Genomic DNA, 19,133 nt, shown 5'->3' with positions numbered 1-19,133 from the left:
TCGCCGCTATATGCGTGAGGACACTTCGAGCGGAACCCTATGCCCCACATCACCTATATTGAATCCAACGGCACGCGGCACGAGACCGAGGGCGAAGTCGGCGCGACCGTGATGGAAACCGCCATCATGAAAGGTGTGCCCGGCATCGTCGCCGAGTGCGGCGGCGCCTGCACCTGCGCCACCTGCCATGTCTATATTGACGACGCCTGGTCCGAGACGGTCGGCGGCCCCTCGATGATGGAAGAGGACATGCTGGATTTCGCCTATGAGGTGAAACCCACCAGCCGCCTCAGCTGCCAGATCAAGGTCAAGGACGAACTCGACGGCCTCGTCGTCCACGTGCCGGAGCGCCAGGGCTGAGTTCGATGCCGCGCCGACGAGACTGACGCCTGCCGCGAGTTTCGTTGTCGACCGTATTGCGGGTTGGATGGGTGTTCTAGCGGATACGAACAACTGCAACGCGCAAACGGAGCGACGCGGGATGACAGAAGCACGCCGCGTTGCCGCGAGTTGGAACTGGTCTGTCATTGCCAAGATCGCCCTTGTCTGTCTGATCGTCATAGCCGGCCAGTCCATACCGATCCCGGGGCTCGAGCCCGAGGCCGTCGCCGCCTGCGTCGCGGTGTCGCCGGACTGCCGGCAGGGCCTGTCGATTTTGGCGCTGGGGCCTGGTCCCCTGATCTCGGTGCTGGTTCTGTTCCAGTTGGCGAAGCTGGCAATTCCCGGCGTGGCACGACATTTCCAGACCAATACGCGGGCGCTGCTTTGGGCTGACATCGTCATCGCCGCGGCGACGCTTTTCCTGGCTGCGATGCAGGGGCTGGAGCTCTTCCGGTCTTTCTTTGCAATGGGCCTCGTCTCGAACGACCTCAGCTCCTTGCTGGTGACAGTCGGGAGCCTCGTCGCCGGTGTCGCCGTGCTGATTTTCCTGTCTCGCAGTGTTGAAGTTCCCAACCTGGAACTGGGCGGATTTTGGCTCGTCCTCACCATATACTGGGCGCCCGGGGTCGGCGGTTCCGTGACGGCACTTTTGGGGGCTGGCCAGTTGGGAGCCGTCAGCGTTCCGGCAATCGCCTTGTTCCTGGGACTGCTGCTGGCGGCAGTCGCCGCGACCGTGTTCACGGCAACGGCGCTGCGCCGAAGGGTAACTGCATCCGGCCAGAACATGGTCCGCTGGAGTCCGCTTCTCGTCTGGCCGCCGCTGATTGCCGGTCACATCGCGGACTTCATTGCCGGACTCGTTTACTCAATCGTTCCTCTTAATGTGCCGTGGCAGCTCGACTTGGTCTGGATGCCACCCTTCATCCTGCTGCTGCTTGTGACCATCGTGCTTTATGCGCGGCTGGTCGTGCGCTCCGGTCCCGACCAGAGCGGCTTCAAGGCCGGGCGCGCGGTGCTCGCTGCGATAGCACTGGTTCAGATCGCGATCTGTGTTGGCCTGGCACTGGCTGCGGCCGATATCCCGTTCGCGAACGTCAATGGGGAGGTCGTGATCGTAACGGTGATCGTGCTCTGGAGCGTGTGGGGAAGCATGCGGCTGAGAGCACGCGGCCCGGTAGTTTAGGCCTCACAGCGCTCCATCAGGCGCGGATCGTCCCACACCGCCTTGCCGATGTCGGTGCGGTAAATGTGGAAACGGTCAGGGGTCAGCCAGACGGCGATCGAACTGTTGCCCGCCTCGGGGAACCAGCTTGTCCGCCCCGCGAATGCCGACAGCGCGAATTGAACGGGCGCATCCATGGCCGGCGACCGATAGGCGATCGTGGTGTCGTCTACGGCCTCGATCACCACGGGGTCATCGCAATCGACGAGGATCGCCGAAACGATCGTCCCTTCGGGCTCGGGATAGCGCAGCATCCAGTGCCCCACGAAGGGCGCCGCCACGCCGTTCTGCGCCTCGGCATAGCTCTCCCGCGGAAAGTCCTCAGCCTGTACGGTGCCCGCGCCGAGCCCCGCGAGTGCCACCAGAGCGGCGGCCAGCCATCGTCCCGTCATCTGCGTCTCCTTCGTGCCGAGGGGCTCTTCAACCGGCCCCCGCCAATGTGATACCGGTTGGACGTCACCACCACTGTCTGGTTTGGGGTGCGCGTATGGATTTTCCGCTATGCGCCCCGGTGCGGATTCATTTGGCTGGCGCAGGGGCATTCAACTTGCCGCCATTCTATTGGGGCGCCCGCAGAGGAAATAGTAAAGCCTTTGCATTTTCAATAGCTTGTTACAAAACCCCAATCCGACTATGTATCGCTGCCTGAAAGGTCGCCAATGGGTGAACTCAATACATTCCCGGTCAGCTATAAGGTCGAGGGTCGGCGCATCGTCATTGTTGGCGGTGGAGAAGAAGCCCTCAACAAGACCCGACTGGCGATAAAGACGACTGCTGAGGTCGTGATCGTGTCTCGCCAGATCGAGGCCGATTTCAGCGACCAGCCCGTCACCGTCGTCGCGCGGCCATTCACTGAGTCCGACTTGGAGGGCGCGGCCCTGGTCTTCGTGGCCGATCACGGTCCCGATGGGGACGCTGCCAAGCTCGCCGCCCGGGCCCGCGGCATCCCGCTCAACGTCGTCGACGTGCCCCATGAGTGCGACTTCTATACCCCGGCCATCATCGATCGCGCGCCGCTCAGCATCGCCATTGCATCGGAGGGCGATGCCCCGGTGCTGGCGCGTCTGATCCGCGCGCGGATCGAAGCCATGCTGTCGCCAAATCTGGGTGCGCTGGCCCGGCTGGCCGGCTCCATGCGTCACCGCGTCGCCGAGCGGCTGCAGGGCGCACGGGCCCGCCGCTACTATGAGGAAATCGTCACCTCACCGGAAATCGAGGTCGCGCTGGTGCGCGGGCAGGGGACCGCAGCAGCCGAGGCCGCGCTCGACCGTCACGCCGATGCCGGCGAGACCGGTGGGGTCGTCTGGCTCATCGGCGCCGGTCCGGGGTCCGAGGATCTGCTCACCCTGCGCGCCCAGCGCCTGCTGCAGGAAGCCGACGTCGTCGTGCATGACGCGCTGGTGCCCGCTGCCGTGGTCGAAATGGGCCGGCGCGACGCCGAGCGCATCTCCGTCGGCAAGCGCAAGGGCCATCATTCCTTCACCCAGGCCGAGATCAACGCGCTGATCGTGCGGCTCGGGCTCGAGGGCAAGCGTGTCGCGCGCCTCAAGGGCGGCGATCCCATGGTCTTTGGCCGCGCCGGCGAGGAAATCGACGCGCTGCGCCGCAACGGCATTCCGTTTCACATTGTCCCCGGCGTCACCGCCGCACTCGCCGCGGCGGCTGATACCGCGACCCCGGTCACCCTGCGCAATGTTTCGACCGGCTTCGTGCTGGCCACCGCGCATGGCGCCAATTCCGGCGAACTGCGCCACTGGGCGGCGATCGCCAGCGCCGGGCTGACGCTCGCGCTCTACATGGGCAAGTCGGTCGCCGCCGAAACCGCATCCCGGCTGATCGGCGAGGGCGCCAGCCCCGCCATTCCCGTGGGCCTCGTGGTGCAGGCCGGCCGCAAGGACCGGCTGCTCTATCGCGGCACGCTGGGCGATCTCGCCGCGGGCGGCGTCGATCTGGCCGACGGGCCGGCAATCATTTTCGTGGGCGAGTCGATCGCGCACGGCGACTGGAGCGAGGCCATTGCTCTCGCCAGGTCCGAATTCAGGGTAGCATGATGGAAATATTGACCGGCAACGAGCTGCTCAGCGGCGCGACTGTCTATCTCGACCGCGACGGCAACTGGGTCGAGCCGCTGCAGCAGGCGCGGGTCTTTCTGGCTGAGGAGGCGGAGGCGCGCGACGCCGCCGTCGCCGCCACCAAGGCCACGGGCCGCATCGTCAGCGTCGAGGCCGAAAAGGTCACGCTGCGTGAGGGCCAGATCTACCCCGACCGCATCCGTGAACGCATACGCGCCGACGGCCCGACCGCCCCGCGTTTCGACCGCCAGCATCTCGACGAGGACGGCCATGTATCGATATGACGAGTTCGACGCCGCGTTCGTGAAGGAACGCACGGCGCAGCTTGCCGACCAGGTGGCCCGCCGCCTCACCGGCGAGCTCAACGAGGACCAGTTCCGGCCGCTGCGGCTGATGAACGGGCTCTACCTGCAGCTGCACGCCTATATGCTGCGCGTCGCCGTGCCCTACGGCACGATGAGCGGCCGCCAGATGCACATGCTGGCCCATATCGCGCGCACCTATGACCGCGGCTATGGCCATTTCACCACGCGCCAGAACATCCAGTTCAACTGGCCCAAGCTGCGCGATATCCCGAAGATTCTCGAGGATCTGGCGGCGGTGGAAATGCATGCCATCCAGACCTCGGGCAATTGCATCCGCAACATCACCACCGACCAGTTCGCCGGTGCCGCCGCCGACGAGATCATCGATCCCCGCCCGGTCGCCGAAATCCTGCGCCAGTGGTCGAGCCTCCACCCGGAATTCACCTTCCTGCCGCGCAAGTTCAAGATCGCGATGACCGGGTCGCCGTCCGATCGCGCCGCCATCCGCTTCCACGATATCGGCCTGCAGGCGACGACCTCCGCCACCGGCGAGATCGGCTGGCAGGTCTGGGTCGGCGGCGGTCTCGGCCGCACCCCGATGATCGGCAAGAAAATCTCCGATTTCGTGCCGCACGAGCACCTACTCGCCTATCTCGAGAGCATTCTGCGCGTCTACAACCGCTATGGCCGGCGCGACAACAAATACAAGGCGCGCATCAAGATCCTCGTCCACGAGACCGGCATCGACACCATCCGCGAGCAGGTCGAGGCCGAGTTTGCCGAGGTGAAGGGCGGGGTGCTGACCCTGCCGCAGGCCGAACTCGACCGCATCACCGCCTATTTCGCGCCCCCCGACTACGAGCGGGTCAACGAGACCAGCCTCGATGTGCCGCGCGAAAAGATCGTCAATCCGTCTTACGGCCGCTGGCTGGAGCGGAACCTGCATCCGCACCGCCAACCGGGCTATGTCTCGGTCACCATATCGCTCAAGCCCATCGGCGGCGCGCCGGGCGATGCGACCGACACCCAGATGGACGCGATCGCCGATCTCGCAGCGAAATATTCCTTCGACGAACTGCGCGTCACCCACGAGCAGAATCTCGTTTTCCCGCATGTGAAGATCACCGACCTCCCGGCGCTCTATCAGGCGCTGGTGGCGCAGGGGCTGGAAGAGGGCAATGCCGGCCAGATCACCGACATGATCTGCTGCCCGGGGCTGGATTTCTGCGCGCTGGCCAATGCGCGCTCCATTCCGCTCGCGCAGGAAATCTCAAAAACCTTCGGGGCGCCCGAGCGCCAGCAGCAGATCGGCGATCTCAAGATCAAGATTTCCGGCTGCATCAATGCCTGCGGCCATCACCATGTCGGCCACATCGGCATTCTGGGCGTCGAAAAGAAGGGCACCGAGCTCTATCAGATCACCGTCGGCGGCGACGCCACCGAGAACGCGGCGATCGGCAAGATCCTCGGCCACGGCTTCACCGAGGATCAGGTGCCGGCCGCCATCGAGCGGTTGATCGAAACCTATCTCGCCCAGCGCACGAGCGACGCCGAACCCTTCATCGACGCCTACCGCCGCCTCGGCGACGCGCCCTTCAAGGAGGCGCTTTATGGCACTGCATGATCCGGTAAGCCTATCGACCCGCGCGGGCGTTTCAGAGGAGCATGCCCATGCCTGCCGCTAGCCTCGCGCCCGTGCCACCCGCCGCGCCGCAGCACGAAAAGCTGCGCGCCCTTGGCATCATGGCGCTCAATGGCATGTTCGATGAAATGGATGGCGTCGGCGTGTTACGCCAGGCCGTCGAGGAACTGCTGCCCGGCGACATCGCCATCGTCTCGTCCTTCGGCGCCGATTCTGCCGTGCTGCTGCACATGGTCGCCGAAATCGACAAGGATCTGCCGGTTCTGTTTCTCGAAACCGGCAAGCATTTTCCCGAAACGCTCGACTATGTCGAAACGCTGAAGACCCGTCTGGGTCTCACCAATGTCGTGGCGCTCCATCCCGACGACAAGGACGTCGCCCGCTTCGACCCCAATGGCGATCTGTGGGAGACCGATCCGGATTCCTGCTGCCATATCCGCAAGACCGAGCCGCTCGATATCAGCGTTGCCGGCTATGGCGGCTGGGTCACCGGCCGCAAGCGCTATCAGACGGTCGAACGCGGCGTGCTGCCGCATTTCGAGCTGACCAGCGACGACCGGATCAAGGTCAACCCGCTGGCCTATTTCTCCGACGACGATGTCGCGGCCTACAAGGCCCGCCACGACTTGCCCGAGCATCCCCTCTACCATATGGGCTACAAGTCCATCGGCTGCGCCCCGTGCACCAGCATCGTGGCCGAAGGCGAAGACCCGCGTGCCGGTCGCTGGCGCGGGTTGAACAAGAAAGAATGCGGCATCCATTTCGATTTCAACGGAGCCATCGCAAAACCCATGGCCGCCCAGGATCTGAACCTGTTCAAGGATGGCGCCTTCGCCGCCGACCCCTTCCGTGCCTGGGCCGAGGGCGATGACCCCGCCAAGGTGCGCTACACCCATGTGCCGCTCGCGGTCTTTGTTGAAAACCGCGATGCCTTCCTCGCCAACCCGCATCCGCTGGGCCTGCTTGTGGCGCCGGGCGAGGACGTCAATGTCGTCGCTGGCGATCTGGGCCGCTTTGCCTCGATCGCGCTGAGCTTTCCCGCTTTCACCGATGGCCGGAACTATTCCTCGGCCCGGCTGCTGACCGAACGGCTCGGCTTCAACGGCGAGCTGCGCGCCGTGGGCGATGTGCTGCACGACCAGATCCCGCTGATGCTGCGCTGCGGCATCCGGGCCTTTGTCGTGACCCACGCGCCCACCCGCCATGCGCTGGAACAGGGTGACCTGACGACGGTCGACCTGTATTACCAGCCGGTCGGCGGCACCGAGGTGCCCGCCGGCACCCGGCCGTTTCTCCGCCGCGCGGTGGAAACCGTCTGAACCGAACAATCGTCGCCGCCGCCCGCGACCGGGCATGCGGTTCCTGCGTCTCCTCTCCAATCCGGGGAAGGCTTGATGGGTGAGGGCGAGCGCTCTCTGACCCGACTAGTGCGAGAATAAGATGTCGAACGAAATTACAACCGATGTGGTCATTATCGGCGCCGGCCCCGTGGGCCTGTTTGCCGTGTTCGAGCTTGGTCTGCTGGATCTCAAGTGCCACGTCATCGACATTCTCGATCGCCCCGGCGGCCAGTGTGCCGAGCTCTACCCGGAAAAGCCGATCTACGACATTCCCGGCTTCCCGGTGGTGACCGGGCAGGGGCTCACCGACAACCTGCTCCAGCAGATCGCGCCCTTCGGTCCCGAATTCCACTATTCGCGCATGGTCACCGGCCTCGAAAAGCTCGAGGACGGCAGCTTCCGCCTCACCACCGATGCCGACGAGACCTTCCTGTGCAAGGTCGTAGTCATCGCTGCCGGTGGCGGCTCGTTCCAGCCCAAGCGCCCGCCGGTGCCCGGCATCGAGGAATACGAGAACAAGTCGGTGTTCTACGCCGTGCGCAAGATGGACGACTTCCGCGATCAGGACGTAGTCATCGTTGGCGGCGGCGACTCGGCGCTCGACTGGACGCTGAACCTGCAGCCGATCGTCCGCTCGCTGACGCTGGTCCATCGCCGCGACGCCTTCAAGGCGGCCCCGGCCTCGGTCAACCAGATGAAAGAGCTCGTTGCCGACGGCAAGATCAACTTCCTGCTCGGCCAGGTCGCGCGCCTCGAGGGCACCGACGGCCAGCTCGAAAACGTCCACCTCACCATGCAGGCCGGCGACACCACGCTGCCCGCGACGCGACTGCTGCCCTTCTTCGGGCTCACCATGAAGCTCGGCCCGGTCGCCGACTGGGGGTTGGAGCTCAACGACAACCTGATCTCCGTCGACACCGAGAAATTCCAGAGCTCGGTCCCCGGCGTCTTCGCCATCGGCGACATCAACCACTACCCTGGCAAGCTGAAGCTGATCCTCTCGGGCTTCCACGAAGCCGCGCTGATGGCCCAGGCCGCCAAGCACATCGTCGATCCCGACCAGCGCGTGGTGTTCCAGTACACGACCAGCTCGACCAAGCTGCAGAAAAAGCTCGGCGTCGCGTGACGCCGGGCAGCAATTGACGCCTTTGCCCTGAGCGGCTACCCAGCCACTATGATCCCGGGTGAAGCGGGAAACCTGCCAGGGGGGCGCTCCGCGCGACGGCAGGACGCAAAATCAAGATGAGCCCCGGCAATCGCCGGGGTGTCCCGGTGGAGAGAGCGGGCCGATGAAGATCTTCGTCACCGACCAGGACGGCACCGAGCACGAACTCGAAGGGCTCGACGGCTGGCGCACCATGGAGGTCATCCGCGACTGGGGCCTCAACATCAAGGCCGAGTGCGGCGGCGCCTGTTCCTGCGCCACATGCCACGTCTATGTCGATGAAGAATGGCTGGCAAAGCTCCCCGAGCCCTCGGACGACGAGGAAGATCTGCTCTATTCGACCCTCGACAAGAAGCCCAACTCCCGCCTCAGCTGCCAGATCCTGCTGAGCGACGATCTTGACGGCATGCGCGTCACCCTGGCGCCGAGCGCCGCGAAGGATTGAGGGACTTTGGCCCGGGTTATCCTGCCCGCCGAACCCAACTTGCGGCAACGAGTCTCGCGTGAGGTTGTTCGCGACCTCGCACCAATGAACTGGCGGGTCTTCCTCATCGGTTTGATGGCAGTGCTTGTCTGCGCCGTCGCATGGAGCTTTGCATTTTGGGGCGAAGCCATCAGCTTGTCCGTAGCCTTTGCAGCGGTAGTCTATCTGGTCTTTATCGGCTGGAGCCAGCTGGTATATTTTGCCGCTCTGAGAGCCCCCGACGGCGGGTTTGTACTGGAAAAGCCCAGCGTCATTTCATCGACACTACTGTTACTCACGCGAACAGCGGCGGTGAAGTCGTTTAGCTCTTGGCGTATACATAACGGGGACGCGAGTGCCGGCGAACCCGTGGAGCGCTACGGGCGCGAAGAGCTCACCCAGCTGACGGGGAACTCATGGAGCAAGGCCTTGGTTATCACCGGCGGTAGCTATGTCTTGATGTGGTACATGATCGCGTCCGAACTGCCAGAGGTCGTCCTGTTATGGGGCCTCCCGCTCGCGGCTTACATTATCGCCACTTTGTGGGCAGCGTTCGGTTATCGAGTGCTGCGCGCTCCGGATGGCAGCTTGCCGTCATCGCGCGGACGCCTTCGATACTCGGTCATCGTGCTGTTGCTGCCTCGAGAAATCCTAAGCTGATTCAATAGAAACGCATGTCAAATGACAAGTAGCGGAGTTTTAAGGCGGATTGCCTAGGCTCGGGCCATTGCAACGCTGCCTCCGAGCCTGCCAATGACCGCCCGCGCCACCTGCGATGCCTGCCGCTCCGGCGAGGCTTTTCCTGTTGCCTTCACCATGGCCTTTCAGCCCATCATCGATGCCGTCGCCGGCAGCGTATGGGGCTATGAGGCGCTGGTGCGAGGCACCGACGGCGCGGGCGCTGCCGCCGTGCTCGGTGCGGTGACCGAGGCCAACCGCTACCATTTCGACCAGGACTGTCGCGTCAAGGCGATCGAACTCGCCGGCGCCGGGCTCATCGGCAATGACACGGCGCGGCTCTCGATCAATTTCAAGCCCAATGCGGTCTATGAGCCGCGCGCCTGTATCCGGGCCTCGCTGGCGGCCGCCGAGCGCGTCGGCTTCGCGCCGACGCGGCTGATGTTCGAATTTACCGAGGACGAGCGGATCGACGATGTCGCGCATGTCCAGAACATCGTCGAAAGCTACAAGCGCATGGGCTTTACCACCGCGCTAGACGATTTTGGCGCCGGTCACGCCGGTCTCAGCCTGCTCGCGGCCTTCCAGCCCGATGTGATTAAGCTCGACATGAACCTGTTGCGCGGTGTCGATGCGGCGCCGGCCCGCCAGGTGGTGATCCGCGGTATCCTAGGCATCGCCGCCGAACTCGGCGTAACGGTGCTGGCTGAGGGCATCGAGACCGAAGCCGAGTTCCGCTATCTGCGCAGCCTCGGCATTCGCCTGTTCCAGGGCTATTATCTGGCGCGGCCGGAAATCGAGACCTTCCGCCCGGCGAGCGCCATTCCCCTGCTGCAGGCCGTCGCCGCCTGATCTCGTCGGCGCCTCAGCTCGCCTTGCGGGCGGCAACCTCGGTTGCGGGCGTCGCGAACCGGGCGATCCAGTCGCTGAACCGGTCCACCCAGATCGTCAGATTGGTGCGCACGCGCTCGTCGGTAATCTCGCCATTCTCGTCGAAGGCGCCGGGCCGCGACTGAAAATAGATCTCCGGCGCGCCCATCAGCGCCAGCCCCATCATCGGCAGGATCGAGCGCAGATGCGCCTGGGCCGCCGCCGTGCCGCTGGCGCCGCCCGTTGCGCCGGCAATCGCTGCCGGCTTGTGCGACCACACGCCCTCGCCATAGGGGCGCGAGGGCCAGTCGAGCGCATTCTTCAAGACGCCCGGGATCGAGCGGTTGTATTCGGGGGTGACGAACAGCACCGCATCGGCAGCAGCAATGTCGCGCTTCAGCTGCACGACGACCTCGGGGGGATTGTCCCACAAGGCCTCGTCATAGAACGGCAGGTTGTCGATCCGCAGATACTGGAAGGAAAGCTTGCCGGCCGCCAGTTTCTCGAGCGCCTTGGCGAGCTTGAGATTGGAGGAGGTCGGGCGCGCCGACCCGACGATGACGGCAACCTTGTACATGATCGGTCTCTGCTGGTTACGGTTTGTGACTGAGGCCTCATATGTGCCCGTCACCCCGGCCGCGCAAGGCGGCACACCGGTGTAACCATCGAACGCTGCGTTCGATGCGGGCCTGGCTAGCCGGCCTTCTTGTCCGCGTTCAGCACATTGGCGAGCTCGGGGATGAAGTCCTTCACCACCGGCTGCTTAAGTGCGGAAAAGGGCAGGGGCCGCACCACCCGGATGGCGGCGATGCCGACGCGGACGGTCATCAGCCCGTTCACCACGCCTTCGCCCAGCCGCGCCGAAAGCTTGGCGGCGACGCCCTGGCCGACGAGCTGCTCTACCACCCCGTCGGTCAGCACCAGGCCGCCGGTGACCGCCAGATGCGCCAGAATCGCGCCCAGCAGCTTCCAGGTGCCCAGGAACCCCGGCCGCGCGCCATAGAGCCTGGCGATGTCGCCGCCCAGCCGCACGCTTTCGAAGATTACGAAGGCGATGTCGATCAGCGCCCGCGGCGACACGGCGGTCACCAGCGCCACACGCCGGGCCGAAGCCGCCGTCAGCGCCCGGGCCCGTGCATCGAGCGGCGCCATCAGCTGCCGTTCGGCATGGCGTACATGTTCGGCGCCGTCGAAAATCTGTTCTTCGGCCCCGCTGACCGCCTCGCGTGTCCGCGCCATGTCGGCACGACCAGAATAGATATGCAGCAGCTCGGCACTCACCGCCTTGCCGGCCTTCGGCGTATCGGTTTCGAGCGCCAGCGCCGCGTCGCGTCGCAGCGTCTCGAGCGCCCGGAGGCGCATCAGCCCGCCGATCTCGCGGGCGATGATCACCACCAGCGCGAGAACCAGCGCAATAATCAGCGCCACCGCCACCCAGCCCAGCCATGGCTGGGCCGCGAACAGATCCGCCACCAGCCGCTCTGCCGCCAGCCCGAGCGCCAGGGACACCAACAACCCGCCGGTGACCCAGACGATCCGGCCCAGCCAGCCGAAGAACCCCGGCGGCCGCGCCACCTCGGCCACCGGCGCCACACTGTCGCTCAGCGGCGCGGTGATCGCATCCGCCTCGGCGACATCGGCGCTGAAGGCGCGCGGGGCCCGGACCGTTTCCGTGACCTCGGCGGCACTGCTGGTCGGGCGGGCAAAGGGCTCGGTCATCGCAGCCGGTCTCCGATCAGATAATCCAGCGCCCCGTCCATGCGCACATGCGGCAGCACCACATGGCCCTCGCCGTTCCGCGCCAGTTTCTTGGGCGGCACGAAGCGCAGGAAATTCAGCCCGATCGGATCGCCGCCCTCGAACAGCCGCTCGGGGTCTTTGGGCAGGTCACCGGGGAACAGCGCCACCTCGGTCTTGCCGTCATAGGTCACATCGCCCAGCTTTTGTCCGGCCATCGGCGTGCCGACGATCACCTCATGCGTATCGCCGTTCTGCTTGACCACGCCGTCCCGCGTCGCGCGAATGCCGGCAATGGCCATCGAGCGCGTCTGCGCCCCGGCAAATTTCGCCCGCCCGGCCGCGCCCGCCACCAGCCGGCTCATCACTGCCTCCAGCCGGTCGTGACTCGAGGAGTGGATATGGTCGGCCTTGGTGGCTGCGAACAGAATCCGGTCGATCTTGCGTGCCACCAGCCGGGTCAGCGGATTGTTGTCGCCCTGGCGGAAGCAGGCGAGAATTTCGGTCAGCGCCGTTTCGAGGTCGGCCACCGCCGCCGGTCCGGCGTTGAGCGCCCGCAGCGTGTCGACCAGCACCACCTGTCGGTCGAGCCGCGCGAAATGATCGCGAAAGAACGGCCGAACCACCACCTGCTTATAGGCGTCGTAGCGCCGCTGCATCAGCGCATAGAGACTGCCCGATCGCGCGCTGCCCGCTGGCGGCGGCATGGGCGCAAAGGTCAGGGCAGGGCTGCCTTCAAGGTCGCCGGGCAGCAGAAAGCGCCCCGGTGGCAGGCTGCTCAGCGCCCGTCCGTCCTCGCGGCTGGCCCGCAGATAGTCGGTAAAACTCTCGGCCAGCGCCTTGGCCCGGGCGTCCGTCGCCTCTTCGGTGCCGTCGACTTCGCCGAGCGCGGCTAGAAACGGCGCGGCCTCCGCCGCAGAATGCGCCCGGCGGGCCCGCTCCAGCGCCTGCGTGCTCCACGCCGCATAGCTCAGCGACAAGAGCGGCAGGTCGAGCAGCCACTCGCCGGGATAGTCGACAATGTCGAGGTTCAGCGTTGCGGGTCCCGCCATGCCGCGCAGCAGCTTTTGCGACTGGAATTTAAGCTCCAGCCGCAACTGGCTGATCCGACTCGTCGATTCCGGCCAGTGCGGATCGGCCCCGGTGAGCGCCTTCAGGTGTGCCTCATAGGCAAAGCGCGGCATCGCATCGTCGGGATATTGCGCCAGCCGCGCGCCGATGAAGCGGCCCTCGGTTAGCGCCGAAAAGCCTGGCAGCTGGCCGCCGGTCAGCAAGTTATGCACCAGCGAGGTGATGAACACGGTCTTGCCCGAACGGCTCAGCCCGGTGACCCCAAGCCGCAGTGTCGGCGCAAAGGGCGCGGTGGCGGCATCGGCGAGATTGCCGAGTGCGATGCCGATCTCGTCGGTCAGTGTGGTCGCGCGTGGCGGCACCGTCAGCCCTCGTCTTGTTGGTGATCTGAGGTAGGCCATCGCGCCGCAATTGCAAGACGCGCTGGCGCTCCAGCCACTTGATTCGGCTTTTCTTTAGCCTTGTGTGAGCTGATGCGCACCATGGTTCACCTCGTCCAAACGACCAAAGACGACACCTCGGAGCTGCTGGGCGCGACCCGGGAGTATACCTCGGGCGATCGCCTGCATTTCGAAGTCTCCAAAAGGCTGGTCGAAAAGAAGCTCATCAGCCTTACCGGCCTCGCCATTGCTCTGCGCCAGCGGGTCGAATGGGGCGCCAGTCTCGCCCAGACGCTGATCGCTCTCGGCCAGGTCCGGCCGATGGATTATTACCGCACCGTCGCCGAACTCTACGATCTGCCCTTCGTCGATCTGCAGCGCGAGCCCATCGATCGCAGCCTCGTCAGCATCGAGGATCGCGCCGACTACGCCAACCGCAATCTCATTCCCTGGCGGACCGTCGACGGCAAGCTGCTGCTCGCGACCACCGAGATCACCACCGAGCATTTCCTCTGGTGCGACGAGCGCTACGGTGAAGACGCCTATGAGTTCGTCATCACCTCGCCCTTCGATATCCTGTGGCAGACCAGCCAGCTGTTCCGCGACTGGGACAGCTTCTTCGCCCGCGAGGCGCTGTTCTCCTGGAAGCCCGATCATTCCTCCAAGGTGACGCTGACCAAGCCGCAAAAGCTCGTCGCGTGGATCGGCCTCGCCATGCTCGCGCTCGCCGCCGTCATCGCGCCCTATGGTACGGCCGTCACCGTGATGGCGTTCTTCACCGCGCTCTATTCGCTCACCTTCATCTTCAAGTTCATCCTCACCTTCGTCGGCTCGTCGCGCAAAGCCGATGTCGACATCACGCCCGAAGAAATTGCTGCGCTCTCCGACGCCGACCTGCCGGTCTATACCGTGCTGGTGCCGATGTTCCGCGAAGCCAAGGTGCTGCCGCTGCTCACCGAAGCGCTGAAAAATCTCGATTACCCGGCCGCCAAGCTCGAGGTGAAGCTGGTGCTCGAGGAGGAGGACACCGAAACCATCGACGCCGCCAAGGCGCTGAAACTGCCTGGCACCTTCGAGATCGTCCGCGTCCCGCCCTCGGAGCCCAAGACCAAGCCCAAGGCCTGCAATTACGCACTGCAGTTCACCCGCGGCGCTTTTGTCACCATCTACGACGCCGAGGATCAGCCCGAGCCCGACCAGTTGAAGAAAGCCGTGATCGCCTTTCAAAAGGGCGACCCGCGGCTCGCCTGCGTCCAGGCGCGGCTGAACTATTTCAACCGCGACGAAAACTGGCTGACGCGCATGTTCACGCTCGAATACAGCCAGTGGTTCGATTTCCTGCTGCCCGGCCTCGACTGGCTCAAGGTGCCGATCCCGCTCGGCGGCACCTCAAATCACTTCAAGCTCTCCGCGCTGCGCAAGGTCGGCGCCTGGGACCCCTACAATGTCACCGAAGATGCCGATCTCGGCGTGCGGCTGGCGCAGGAGGGCTACACCGTCGGAGTCATCAACTCGACGACCTACGAGGAGGCCAATGGCGTCCTGCCGAGCTGGATCAAGCAGCGCTCGCGCTGGGTGAAGGGCTATATGCAGACTTGGCTGGTGCATATGCGCCATCCCATCCAGCTCTATCGCACCATCGGCTTCAAGGGCTTCTTCGCCTTCCATTTCTTCATCGGCGCGCCGCCCTTCACCATGCTGCTGGCCCCCATCCTCTGGGTCATCACGCTGCTGGTGTGGTTCACCAATTCCGGCGAGTTCGGCTGGCTCTTCCCAGAACCATTCGGCACCATGGCGCTGTTCAACCTCGTCGTCGGCAACCTGTTCCTGGTCTATTTCGGCGTCATCGCCGCCCTCAAGCGCCGCTACTATGATCTGGTGCCCGTCGGCATCCTCTTGCCCGCCTATTGGATCCTGCACTCGGTTGCCGCCTACAAGGCGTTCTGGCAGCTGATCGTGAAGCCGCACTATTGGGAAAAGACCGAGCACGGCACCTCCAGCGTCACCCAGAAGTCGCTCGATGCGCAGGCCGCAGCGCGCAAGGCGGCGCCATGAGCATCGCCGATGTCGCAGGCGCCTTGCGCGCCCCACCGTCCGAGCGGCCCTATCTGCGCGCCGGGGTGGTCGCCGTCGTCGTCATCGCCGCGCTGGTCTTTGGCTTTGCCGGGTTGCGGGTCATCCATGGCGGCTATCCGCGCGCCGATCTCGGCGCCATCCTCACCGGCGAAATCTGGCGCGAGGGCGGCTGGCTGTCCCATGCCGTGCTGCATTTCGTCAGCCTGTTTCCGCGTGGGCCGGGGCGGGAGATTGCCCTCTCGGTTATCATGGCTATCGCGGGTGGCATCGGCTTCGGCTGGCTCTACTACCTGCTGCGCACCAACTACTGGTCGATCCCCATCGCCGTCACCGCGGTTGTTGCGCTCGGCCTCCACACCGGGCTGCTCTATGGCATCACGGCCGAAAGCCGCTACCTGCCGATCTATTTCGTCGTCGCCGCCATGGTGCCCGCCATCCGCCACATCGAGGAGGTGGGCGATGTGCAGTCCGCCATCGGGCTAAGCCTGCTGCTGCCGCTGCTGCTGCTGGCGAGCCCGGTCACCACGCTGTTCATCCTGCCGCTGGCGCTCGCCGCGACCCTCGCGGATCCCGACGGCCGCTCCGATCCGCGCGCCTTCGTCGCCATGCTGCTGGTCGCGACGCTCCCCACCGTCATCACCATCATCGGCATTCTGGGCTTTCTGGCGCAGGCCGGGCTCGACCTGTCGACGGCCATCCTGCCTTATGTGAAGCTCTATTCGTCCTGGCACATCGGCGACATCCTTGGCTCGGTGACGGCGCTGGCGGTCTTCGCGCCGGTTCTCGTCGTGCCGCTCCTCTATTGCGTCTGGCCCAGTCTGCCGCAGCGCCGCAGCATCTTCAGCGCCCTGGCCGTGATCGTCCTGCCGCTGGCCCTGTCGGTAGCGCGCGTCGTCCTCGATACCGACATGCCCGGCTTCGTGCCGCCGGTGACCCTGCTGACCGCCTTCATCTGCTGGGCCGGCATCATTCGCCTGCCACGCACCCTGCAGATCTTCTCGGTCCTACTGCTGGTCCTCAGTGCCATCTCGAGCTGGTATTTCGCCGGCTTTGCCGAACAGCCCCGCTGGGCAGCCGCGCTGCTCTACGATGTGCCGGGAAATATCGGCCAGATGTGGTTGCGCTAGACGGGCAGTGACCTGCCGCAGCAACGACCGTCAGCTTCGTGGCAAAGGCGCGGCGATCCCGGGGCAGACACCGGCATCAGCAGCGGGAAATCCCCGCCACGCCGGCATGTGCTATCCTCTTCGATAGCTGAGATGCGGGCGCGGCGGAGGGGCGAAAAACGCGAAACGAAATGAACGAAATCCGTTTTCCCGTTCAGTCGCGCATGCCGATCTCGGCGCTGTCATAGGGCGTCGTCTGGTAGATCTCGTTGATCCAGTTCTGGAACAACAGATGCGCATGGCTGCGCCAGCGGTTCTCGGGCTCGATGGTCGTGTCGCCACTCGGAAACAGATTGCGCGGCGGCGCCGGGTCGAGCCCCGCGGCCACATCCCGCTCGAACTCGTCGGCCAGCGAGCGGTGGTCGTACTCGAGGTGGTTGAGCATATAGAGGGCAGGGCGGCTGTGATCCTCGATCAGGCAGACGCCGATCTCGTCATTGTCGATCAGCACCTCGAGCTCGGGCCCAAGGCTCGCCTTGTCGATATCATTGTAGCGGCTCACCGGGATCATCGGGCTGTCCGAAAAGCCGCGCAGCCACGGGGTCGGCCCGCCGGTCAGCTTGTGCCTGAACACCCCGAACGCCTTTTGCGCCATGCGATAGCGCCGCGCCTGATGGAAATGGTGCAGGGCCGCCTGCGCGCCCCAGCAGATGAACATCGTGTGGTGCACATTGGTGCCGGTCCAGTTCATGATCTCGACCATCTCCGACCAGTATTTCACGTCCTCGAACGGGATATGCGCAATCGGCGCGCCGGTGACGATCAGCCCGTCGAACTTGCGCTCCCGCACCTCTTCCCAGGTTGAATAGAAGCTGTTGAGGTAATCCTCCGACGTGTGCTTGGACTGGTGATCGGTGATCCGCACCAGCGTCAGGTCGATCTGCAGCGGCGTCGCGCCGATCAGCCGGGCGAACTGCGTCTCGGTGCGCTCCTTGTTGGGCATCAGGTTCAGCAAACCGATCTGCAGCGGGCGGATGTCCTGGCGCGCCGCGCGGGACGAATCCATCACGGTCACGCCCTCGGTCTCGAGCGTCTTGCGGGCGGGCAGGTCGTCAGGAATACGGATAGGCATATTGGCCTCCGGTCAATTCAGGTGAGGAAACGGTTACGGGTTTGCGGCGCCGGGTGGCGCTATCGCATTCGTTTCCCGATCGCCTCGGCCACCAGTTCGATGAAGTCCTCACCATCGTTCACGGCAGCAATGTCGCGCGCCTCGACCACATAGCCATGGGCATCGGCCAGCGCCTGATAGCGCGGCAGCCGGTCATGCAGCAGCGCCTCGAAGCCCCAGGCACCGAAGGCCTCCGGGTCGACGTCGGCATCGTTCTCGATGCCGTGCATGCGCTTGAACTCGGCCCACTTCGCCACCAGGAATTCCGGCTGGTAATACATCGGCTTTGGGTTCTGGCAGAACCGCCGGATCAGTTCGGCCGCATCGGCTTCCGTGCCGCGGATATAGAGCATCACCGTATGCGGCTTCAGCGCCGCGATCACCGGATCGTCCGGGTCGGAAGGATCCACCACCTCGATCAGCGAGCCGCCGGTATCGGCGATGAAATTGCTGTAGCCGTAAAGCTTGTCCGCGCGTTCGATGAAGCGCGGCACATCCTGCAGCGCGGCGATCTCGGCCACCCGGTGCTGCTCCTGCCGGCGCTGGTATTCGGCCAGCGGCAGCCCGCCCTTGTCCGTGTCGCCCGGCCGGCCGAGATAGGTCGACAACGGGTCGAGATTGGCAAAGGTGATATTGCTGTCGATCTTGATCGAGTCCGAGCGCAGCAGTTCGCGCAGGAACGGCACCTTCATGGCCTCGGCCTTGAAGTTGTCGACGATGAATTCGCCCATGTAGCGCGTGCCGATCCGGTAGTCCGCCGAATAGTGGAACCACTGGTTCTTGCGCAGCAGCGCGGCCAGCCGCGTCTTGCCGACGCCGGCCATGCCGAACACCGTCACAGCATGGCGCGGTGCAGCGCGAAACGCATCTGGAGTGTCGAACAGCATGAGGATGTCGGCCCGGTCAAAGTGTGCCCAGCATTTAGACGATGCCCGGGCGGCTCACAAGGGCAGGCGGGGCCCGTCGGGTTCAGCCGCGCCGCGCCGCATCGATCGCCGCGACGTCGATCTTGCGCATCTGCATCATGGCCTCGAAGGCGCGCTTCGCCTCGTTGCCGCCGGCGGACATCGCCTCGGTCAGCGTACGCGGCGTGATCTGCCAGGAAACGCCCCAGCGGTCGCGACACCATCCGCACTGGCTCTCGGCACCGCCATTGCCGACGATGGCATTCCAGTACCGGTCGGTCTCCTCCTGGTCATCCGTCGCGACCTGGAACGAGAAGGCCTCGGAATGTGGGCGCTCCGGTCCGCCGTTGAGCCCCAGGCACGGAATGCCGAGCACCGTGAACTCGACGGTCAGGACCGCGTCTTTGTCGCCCTGTGGGAAATCGCTCGGCGCCGTGCTGACGGCCAGGACTTCGCTGTCGGGGAAGGTCTCGGCGTAAAAGCGCGCCGCCCCCTCTGCGTCCCAGTCATACCAGATGCAGATCTTGGTCTTTGGAATATGCACGTCAG

19 protein-coding genes are annotated in these 19,133 nt (G+C 64.9%); 12 read left to right on the top strand and 7 right to left on the bottom strand.

What is annotated here, in order from left to right:
- Positions 1–39 precede the first annotated feature (39 nt).
- Together ACN0TK_RS11325 and ACN0TK_RS11320 are read left to right on the top strand one after the other, a co-directional pair.
- On the top strand, positions 40–360 hold the full coding sequence (locus ACN0TK_RS11325; protein ID WP_417309599.1) for a 2Fe-2S iron-sulfur cluster-binding protein: 321 nt from the start codon (positions 40–42) through the stop codon (positions 358–360).
- 121 nt (positions 361–481) lie between these two features.
- Positions 482–1,564 carry a hypothetical protein gene (locus ACN0TK_RS11320; RefSeq protein WP_417309598.1) on the top strand — a complete coding sequence of 361 codons (1,083 nt, stop codon included), beginning with the start codon at positions 482–484 and terminating at the stop codon, positions 1,562–1,564.
- Here ACN0TK_RS11320 and ACN0TK_RS11315 read toward each other — a convergent pair.
- Positions 1,561–1,995, bottom strand: coding sequence for a hypothetical protein (locus ACN0TK_RS11315; RefSeq protein ID WP_417309597.1), 435 nt, complete (start codon positions 1,993–1,995; stop codon positions 1,561–1,563). The genes ACN0TK_RS11320 and ACN0TK_RS11315 overlap by 4 nt on opposite strands.
- A gap of 267 nt (positions 1,996–2,262) precedes the next feature.
- On the opposite strand from ACN0TK_RS11315, the gene cysG reads away from it, so the two are divergent.
- From cysG to ACN0TK_RS11275, 8 genes are all read left to right on the top strand, one after another.
- Positions 2,263–3,654, top strand: a complete 1,392-nt coding sequence (gene cysG, locus ACN0TK_RS11310; RefSeq protein WP_417309596.1) for a siroheme synthase CysG — start codon at positions 2,263–2,265, stop codon at positions 3,652–3,654.
- Positions 3,654–3,959, top strand: a complete 306-nt coding sequence (locus ACN0TK_RS11305; protein WP_417309595.1) for a DUF2849 domain-containing protein — start codon at positions 3,654–3,656, stop codon at positions 3,957–3,959. Before cysG ends, ACN0TK_RS11305 begins: the two co-directional genes overlap by 1 nt.
- Entirely contained in the window at positions 3,946–5,604 is a 1,659-nt protein-coding gene (locus tag ACN0TK_RS11300; RefSeq protein ID WP_417309594.1) for a nitrite/sulfite reductase, read from the top strand. Before ACN0TK_RS11305 ends, ACN0TK_RS11300 begins: the two co-directional genes overlap by 14 nt.
- A gap of 47 nt (positions 5,605–5,651) precedes the next feature.
- Positions 5,652–6,941: a phosphoadenylyl-sulfate reductase gene (locus ACN0TK_RS11295; protein WP_417309593.1), complete on the top strand. Its 1,290-nt coding sequence runs from the start codon at positions 5,652–5,654 to the stop codon at positions 6,939–6,941.
- A gap of 121 nt (positions 6,942–7,062) precedes the next feature.
- Positions 7,063–8,088: an NAD(P)/FAD-dependent oxidoreductase gene (locus ACN0TK_RS11290; RefSeq protein ID WP_417309592.1), complete on the top strand. Its 1,026-nt coding sequence runs from the start codon at positions 7,063–7,065 to the stop codon at positions 8,086–8,088.
- 163 nt (positions 8,089–8,251) lie between these two features.
- Positions 8,252–8,572 carry a 2Fe-2S iron-sulfur cluster-binding protein gene (locus tag ACN0TK_RS11285; RefSeq protein WP_417309591.1) on the top strand — a complete coding sequence of 107 codons (321 nt, stop codon included), beginning with the start codon at positions 8,252–8,254 and terminating at the stop codon, positions 8,570–8,572.
- A 6-nt stretch (positions 8,573–8,578) separates the two neighbouring features.
- Positions 8,579–9,250: a hypothetical protein gene (locus ACN0TK_RS11280; RefSeq protein ID WP_417309590.1), complete on the top strand. Its 672-nt coding sequence runs from the start codon at positions 8,579–8,581 to the stop codon at positions 9,248–9,250.
- A 93-nt stretch (positions 9,251–9,343) separates the two neighbouring features.
- Positions 9,344–10,120: an EAL domain-containing protein gene (locus ACN0TK_RS11275; RefSeq protein WP_417309589.1), complete on the top strand. Its 777-nt coding sequence runs from the start codon at positions 9,344–9,346 to the stop codon at positions 10,118–10,120.
- A 13-nt stretch (positions 10,121–10,133) separates the two neighbouring features.
- Here ACN0TK_RS11275 and ACN0TK_RS11270 read toward each other — a convergent pair whose 3' ends face one another.
- The 3 genes from ACN0TK_RS11270 to ACN0TK_RS11260 form a co-directional block, all read right to left on the bottom strand.
- Entirely contained in the window at positions 10,134–10,715 is a 582-nt protein-coding gene (locus tag ACN0TK_RS11270; protein WP_417309588.1) for an NADPH-dependent FMN reductase, read from the bottom strand.
- 116 nt (positions 10,716–10,831) lie between these two features.
- Positions 10,832–11,857 (bottom strand): YcjF family protein, encoded by a 1,026-nt coding sequence (locus ACN0TK_RS11265; RefSeq protein WP_417309587.1) that lies wholly within the window; start codon positions 11,855–11,857, stop codon positions 10,832–10,834.
- Positions 11,854–13,308 (bottom strand): YcjX family protein, encoded by a 1,455-nt coding sequence (locus ACN0TK_RS11260; protein WP_417309586.1) that lies wholly within the window; start codon positions 13,306–13,308, stop codon positions 11,854–11,856. The genes ACN0TK_RS11265 and ACN0TK_RS11260 overlap by 4 nt, the downstream gene beginning before the upstream one ends.
- A 120-nt stretch (positions 13,309–13,428) precedes the next feature.
- Between ACN0TK_RS11260 and ACN0TK_RS11255 the strand changes: the two genes are divergently transcribed.
- Positions 13,429–15,381, top strand: coding sequence for a glycosyltransferase family 2 protein (locus ACN0TK_RS11255; RefSeq protein ID WP_417309585.1), 1,953 nt, complete (start codon positions 13,429–13,431; stop codon positions 15,379–15,381).
- Entirely contained in the window at positions 15,378–16,529 is a 1,152-nt protein-coding gene (locus ACN0TK_RS11250; RefSeq protein ID WP_417309584.1) for a hypothetical protein, read from the top strand. Before ACN0TK_RS11255 ends, ACN0TK_RS11250 begins: the two co-directional genes overlap by 4 nt.
- Before the next feature lie 193 nt (positions 16,530–16,722).
- Here ACN0TK_RS11250 and ACN0TK_RS11245 read toward each other — a convergent pair whose 3' ends face one another.
- The 3 genes from ACN0TK_RS11245 to ACN0TK_RS11235 form a co-directional block, all read right to left on the bottom strand.
- The gene (locus ACN0TK_RS11245; RefSeq protein WP_417309583.1) at positions 16,723–17,640 is read right to left on the bottom strand and encodes a homoserine O-succinyltransferase; all 918 of its coding nucleotides are present in this window, start codon (positions 17,638–17,640) and stop codon (positions 16,723–16,725) included.
- A gap of 59 nt (positions 17,641–17,699) precedes the next feature.
- Positions 17,700–18,566, bottom strand: a complete 867-nt coding sequence (locus ACN0TK_RS11240; protein ID WP_417309582.1) for an ATPase — start codon at positions 18,564–18,566, stop codon at positions 17,700–17,702.
- Positions 18,567–18,648: 82 nt separating this feature from the next.
- Entirely contained in the window at positions 18,649–19,122 is a 474-nt protein-coding gene (locus tag ACN0TK_RS11235; protein ID WP_417309670.1) for a VOC family protein, read from the bottom strand.
- Between the last annotated feature and the right edge of the window lie 11 nt (positions 19,123–19,133).

This window comes from Devosia sp. (genome assembly GCF_048261455.1).
In the GTDB taxonomy this organism is placed as follows: Bacteria; Pseudomonadota; Alphaproteobacteria; order Rhizobiales; family Devosiaceae; genus Devosia_A.
The sequence above is the reverse complement of the archived record's forward strand: the minus strand, read 5'-3'. Positions and strand labels throughout refer to the sequence as shown.

Coding starts and splice junctions, on each gene's coding strand:
- ACN0TK_RS11250 (WP_417309584.1), top strand. CDS start 15,378: ATGAGCATCGCCGATGTCGCAGGCGCCTTGCGCGCCCCACCGTCCGAG.
- ACN0TK_RS11245 (WP_417309583.1), bottom strand. CDS start 17,640: ATGCCTATCCGTATTCCTGACGACCTGCCCGCCCGCAAGACGCTCGAG.
- ACN0TK_RS11270 (WP_417309588.1), bottom strand. CDS start 10,715: ATGTACAAGGTTGCCGTCATCGTCGGGTCGGCGCGCCCGACCTCCTCC.
- ACN0TK_RS11255 (WP_417309585.1), top strand. CDS start 13,429: ATGGTTCACCTCGTCCAAACGACCAAAGACGACACCTCGGAGCTGCTG.
- ACN0TK_RS11285 (WP_417309591.1), top strand. CDS start 8,252: ATGAAGATCTTCGTCACCGACCAGGACGGCACCGAGCACGAACTCGAA.
- ACN0TK_RS11265 (WP_417309587.1), bottom strand. CDS start 11,857: ATGACCGAGCCCTTTGCCCGCCCGACCAGCAGTGCCGCCGAGGTCACG.
- ACN0TK_RS11315 (WP_417309597.1), bottom strand. CDS start 1,995: ATGACGGGACGATGGCTGGCCGCCGCTCTGGTGGCACTCGCGGGGCTC.
- ACN0TK_RS11240 (WP_417309582.1), bottom strand. CDS start 18,566: ATGCTGTTCGACACTCCAGATGCGTTTCGCGCTGCACCGCGCCATGCT.
- cysG (WP_417309596.1), top strand. CDS start 2,263: ATGGGTGAACTCAATACATTCCCGGTCAGCTATAAGGTCGAGGGTCGG.
- ACN0TK_RS11305 (WP_417309595.1), top strand. CDS start 3,654: ATGGAAATATTGACCGGCAACGAGCTGCTCAGCGGCGCGACTGTCTAT.
- ACN0TK_RS11275 (WP_417309589.1), top strand. CDS start 9,344: ATGACCGCCCGCGCCACCTGCGATGCCTGCCGCTCCGGCGAGGCTTTT.
- ACN0TK_RS11295 (WP_417309593.1), top strand. CDS start 5,652: ATGCCTGCCGCTAGCCTCGCGCCCGTGCCACCCGCCGCGCCGCAGCAC.
- ACN0TK_RS11300 (WP_417309594.1), top strand. CDS start 3,946: ATGTATCGATATGACGAGTTCGACGCCGCGTTCGTGAAGGAACGCACG.
- ACN0TK_RS11320 (WP_417309598.1), top strand. CDS start 482: ATGACAGAAGCACGCCGCGTTGCCGCGAGTTGGAACTGGTCTGTCATT.
- ACN0TK_RS11290 (WP_417309592.1), top strand. CDS start 7,063: ATGTCGAACGAAATTACAACCGATGTGGTCATTATCGGCGCCGGCCCC.
- ACN0TK_RS11325 (WP_417309599.1), top strand. CDS start 40: ATGCCCCACATCACCTATATTGAATCCAACGGCACGCGGCACGAGACC.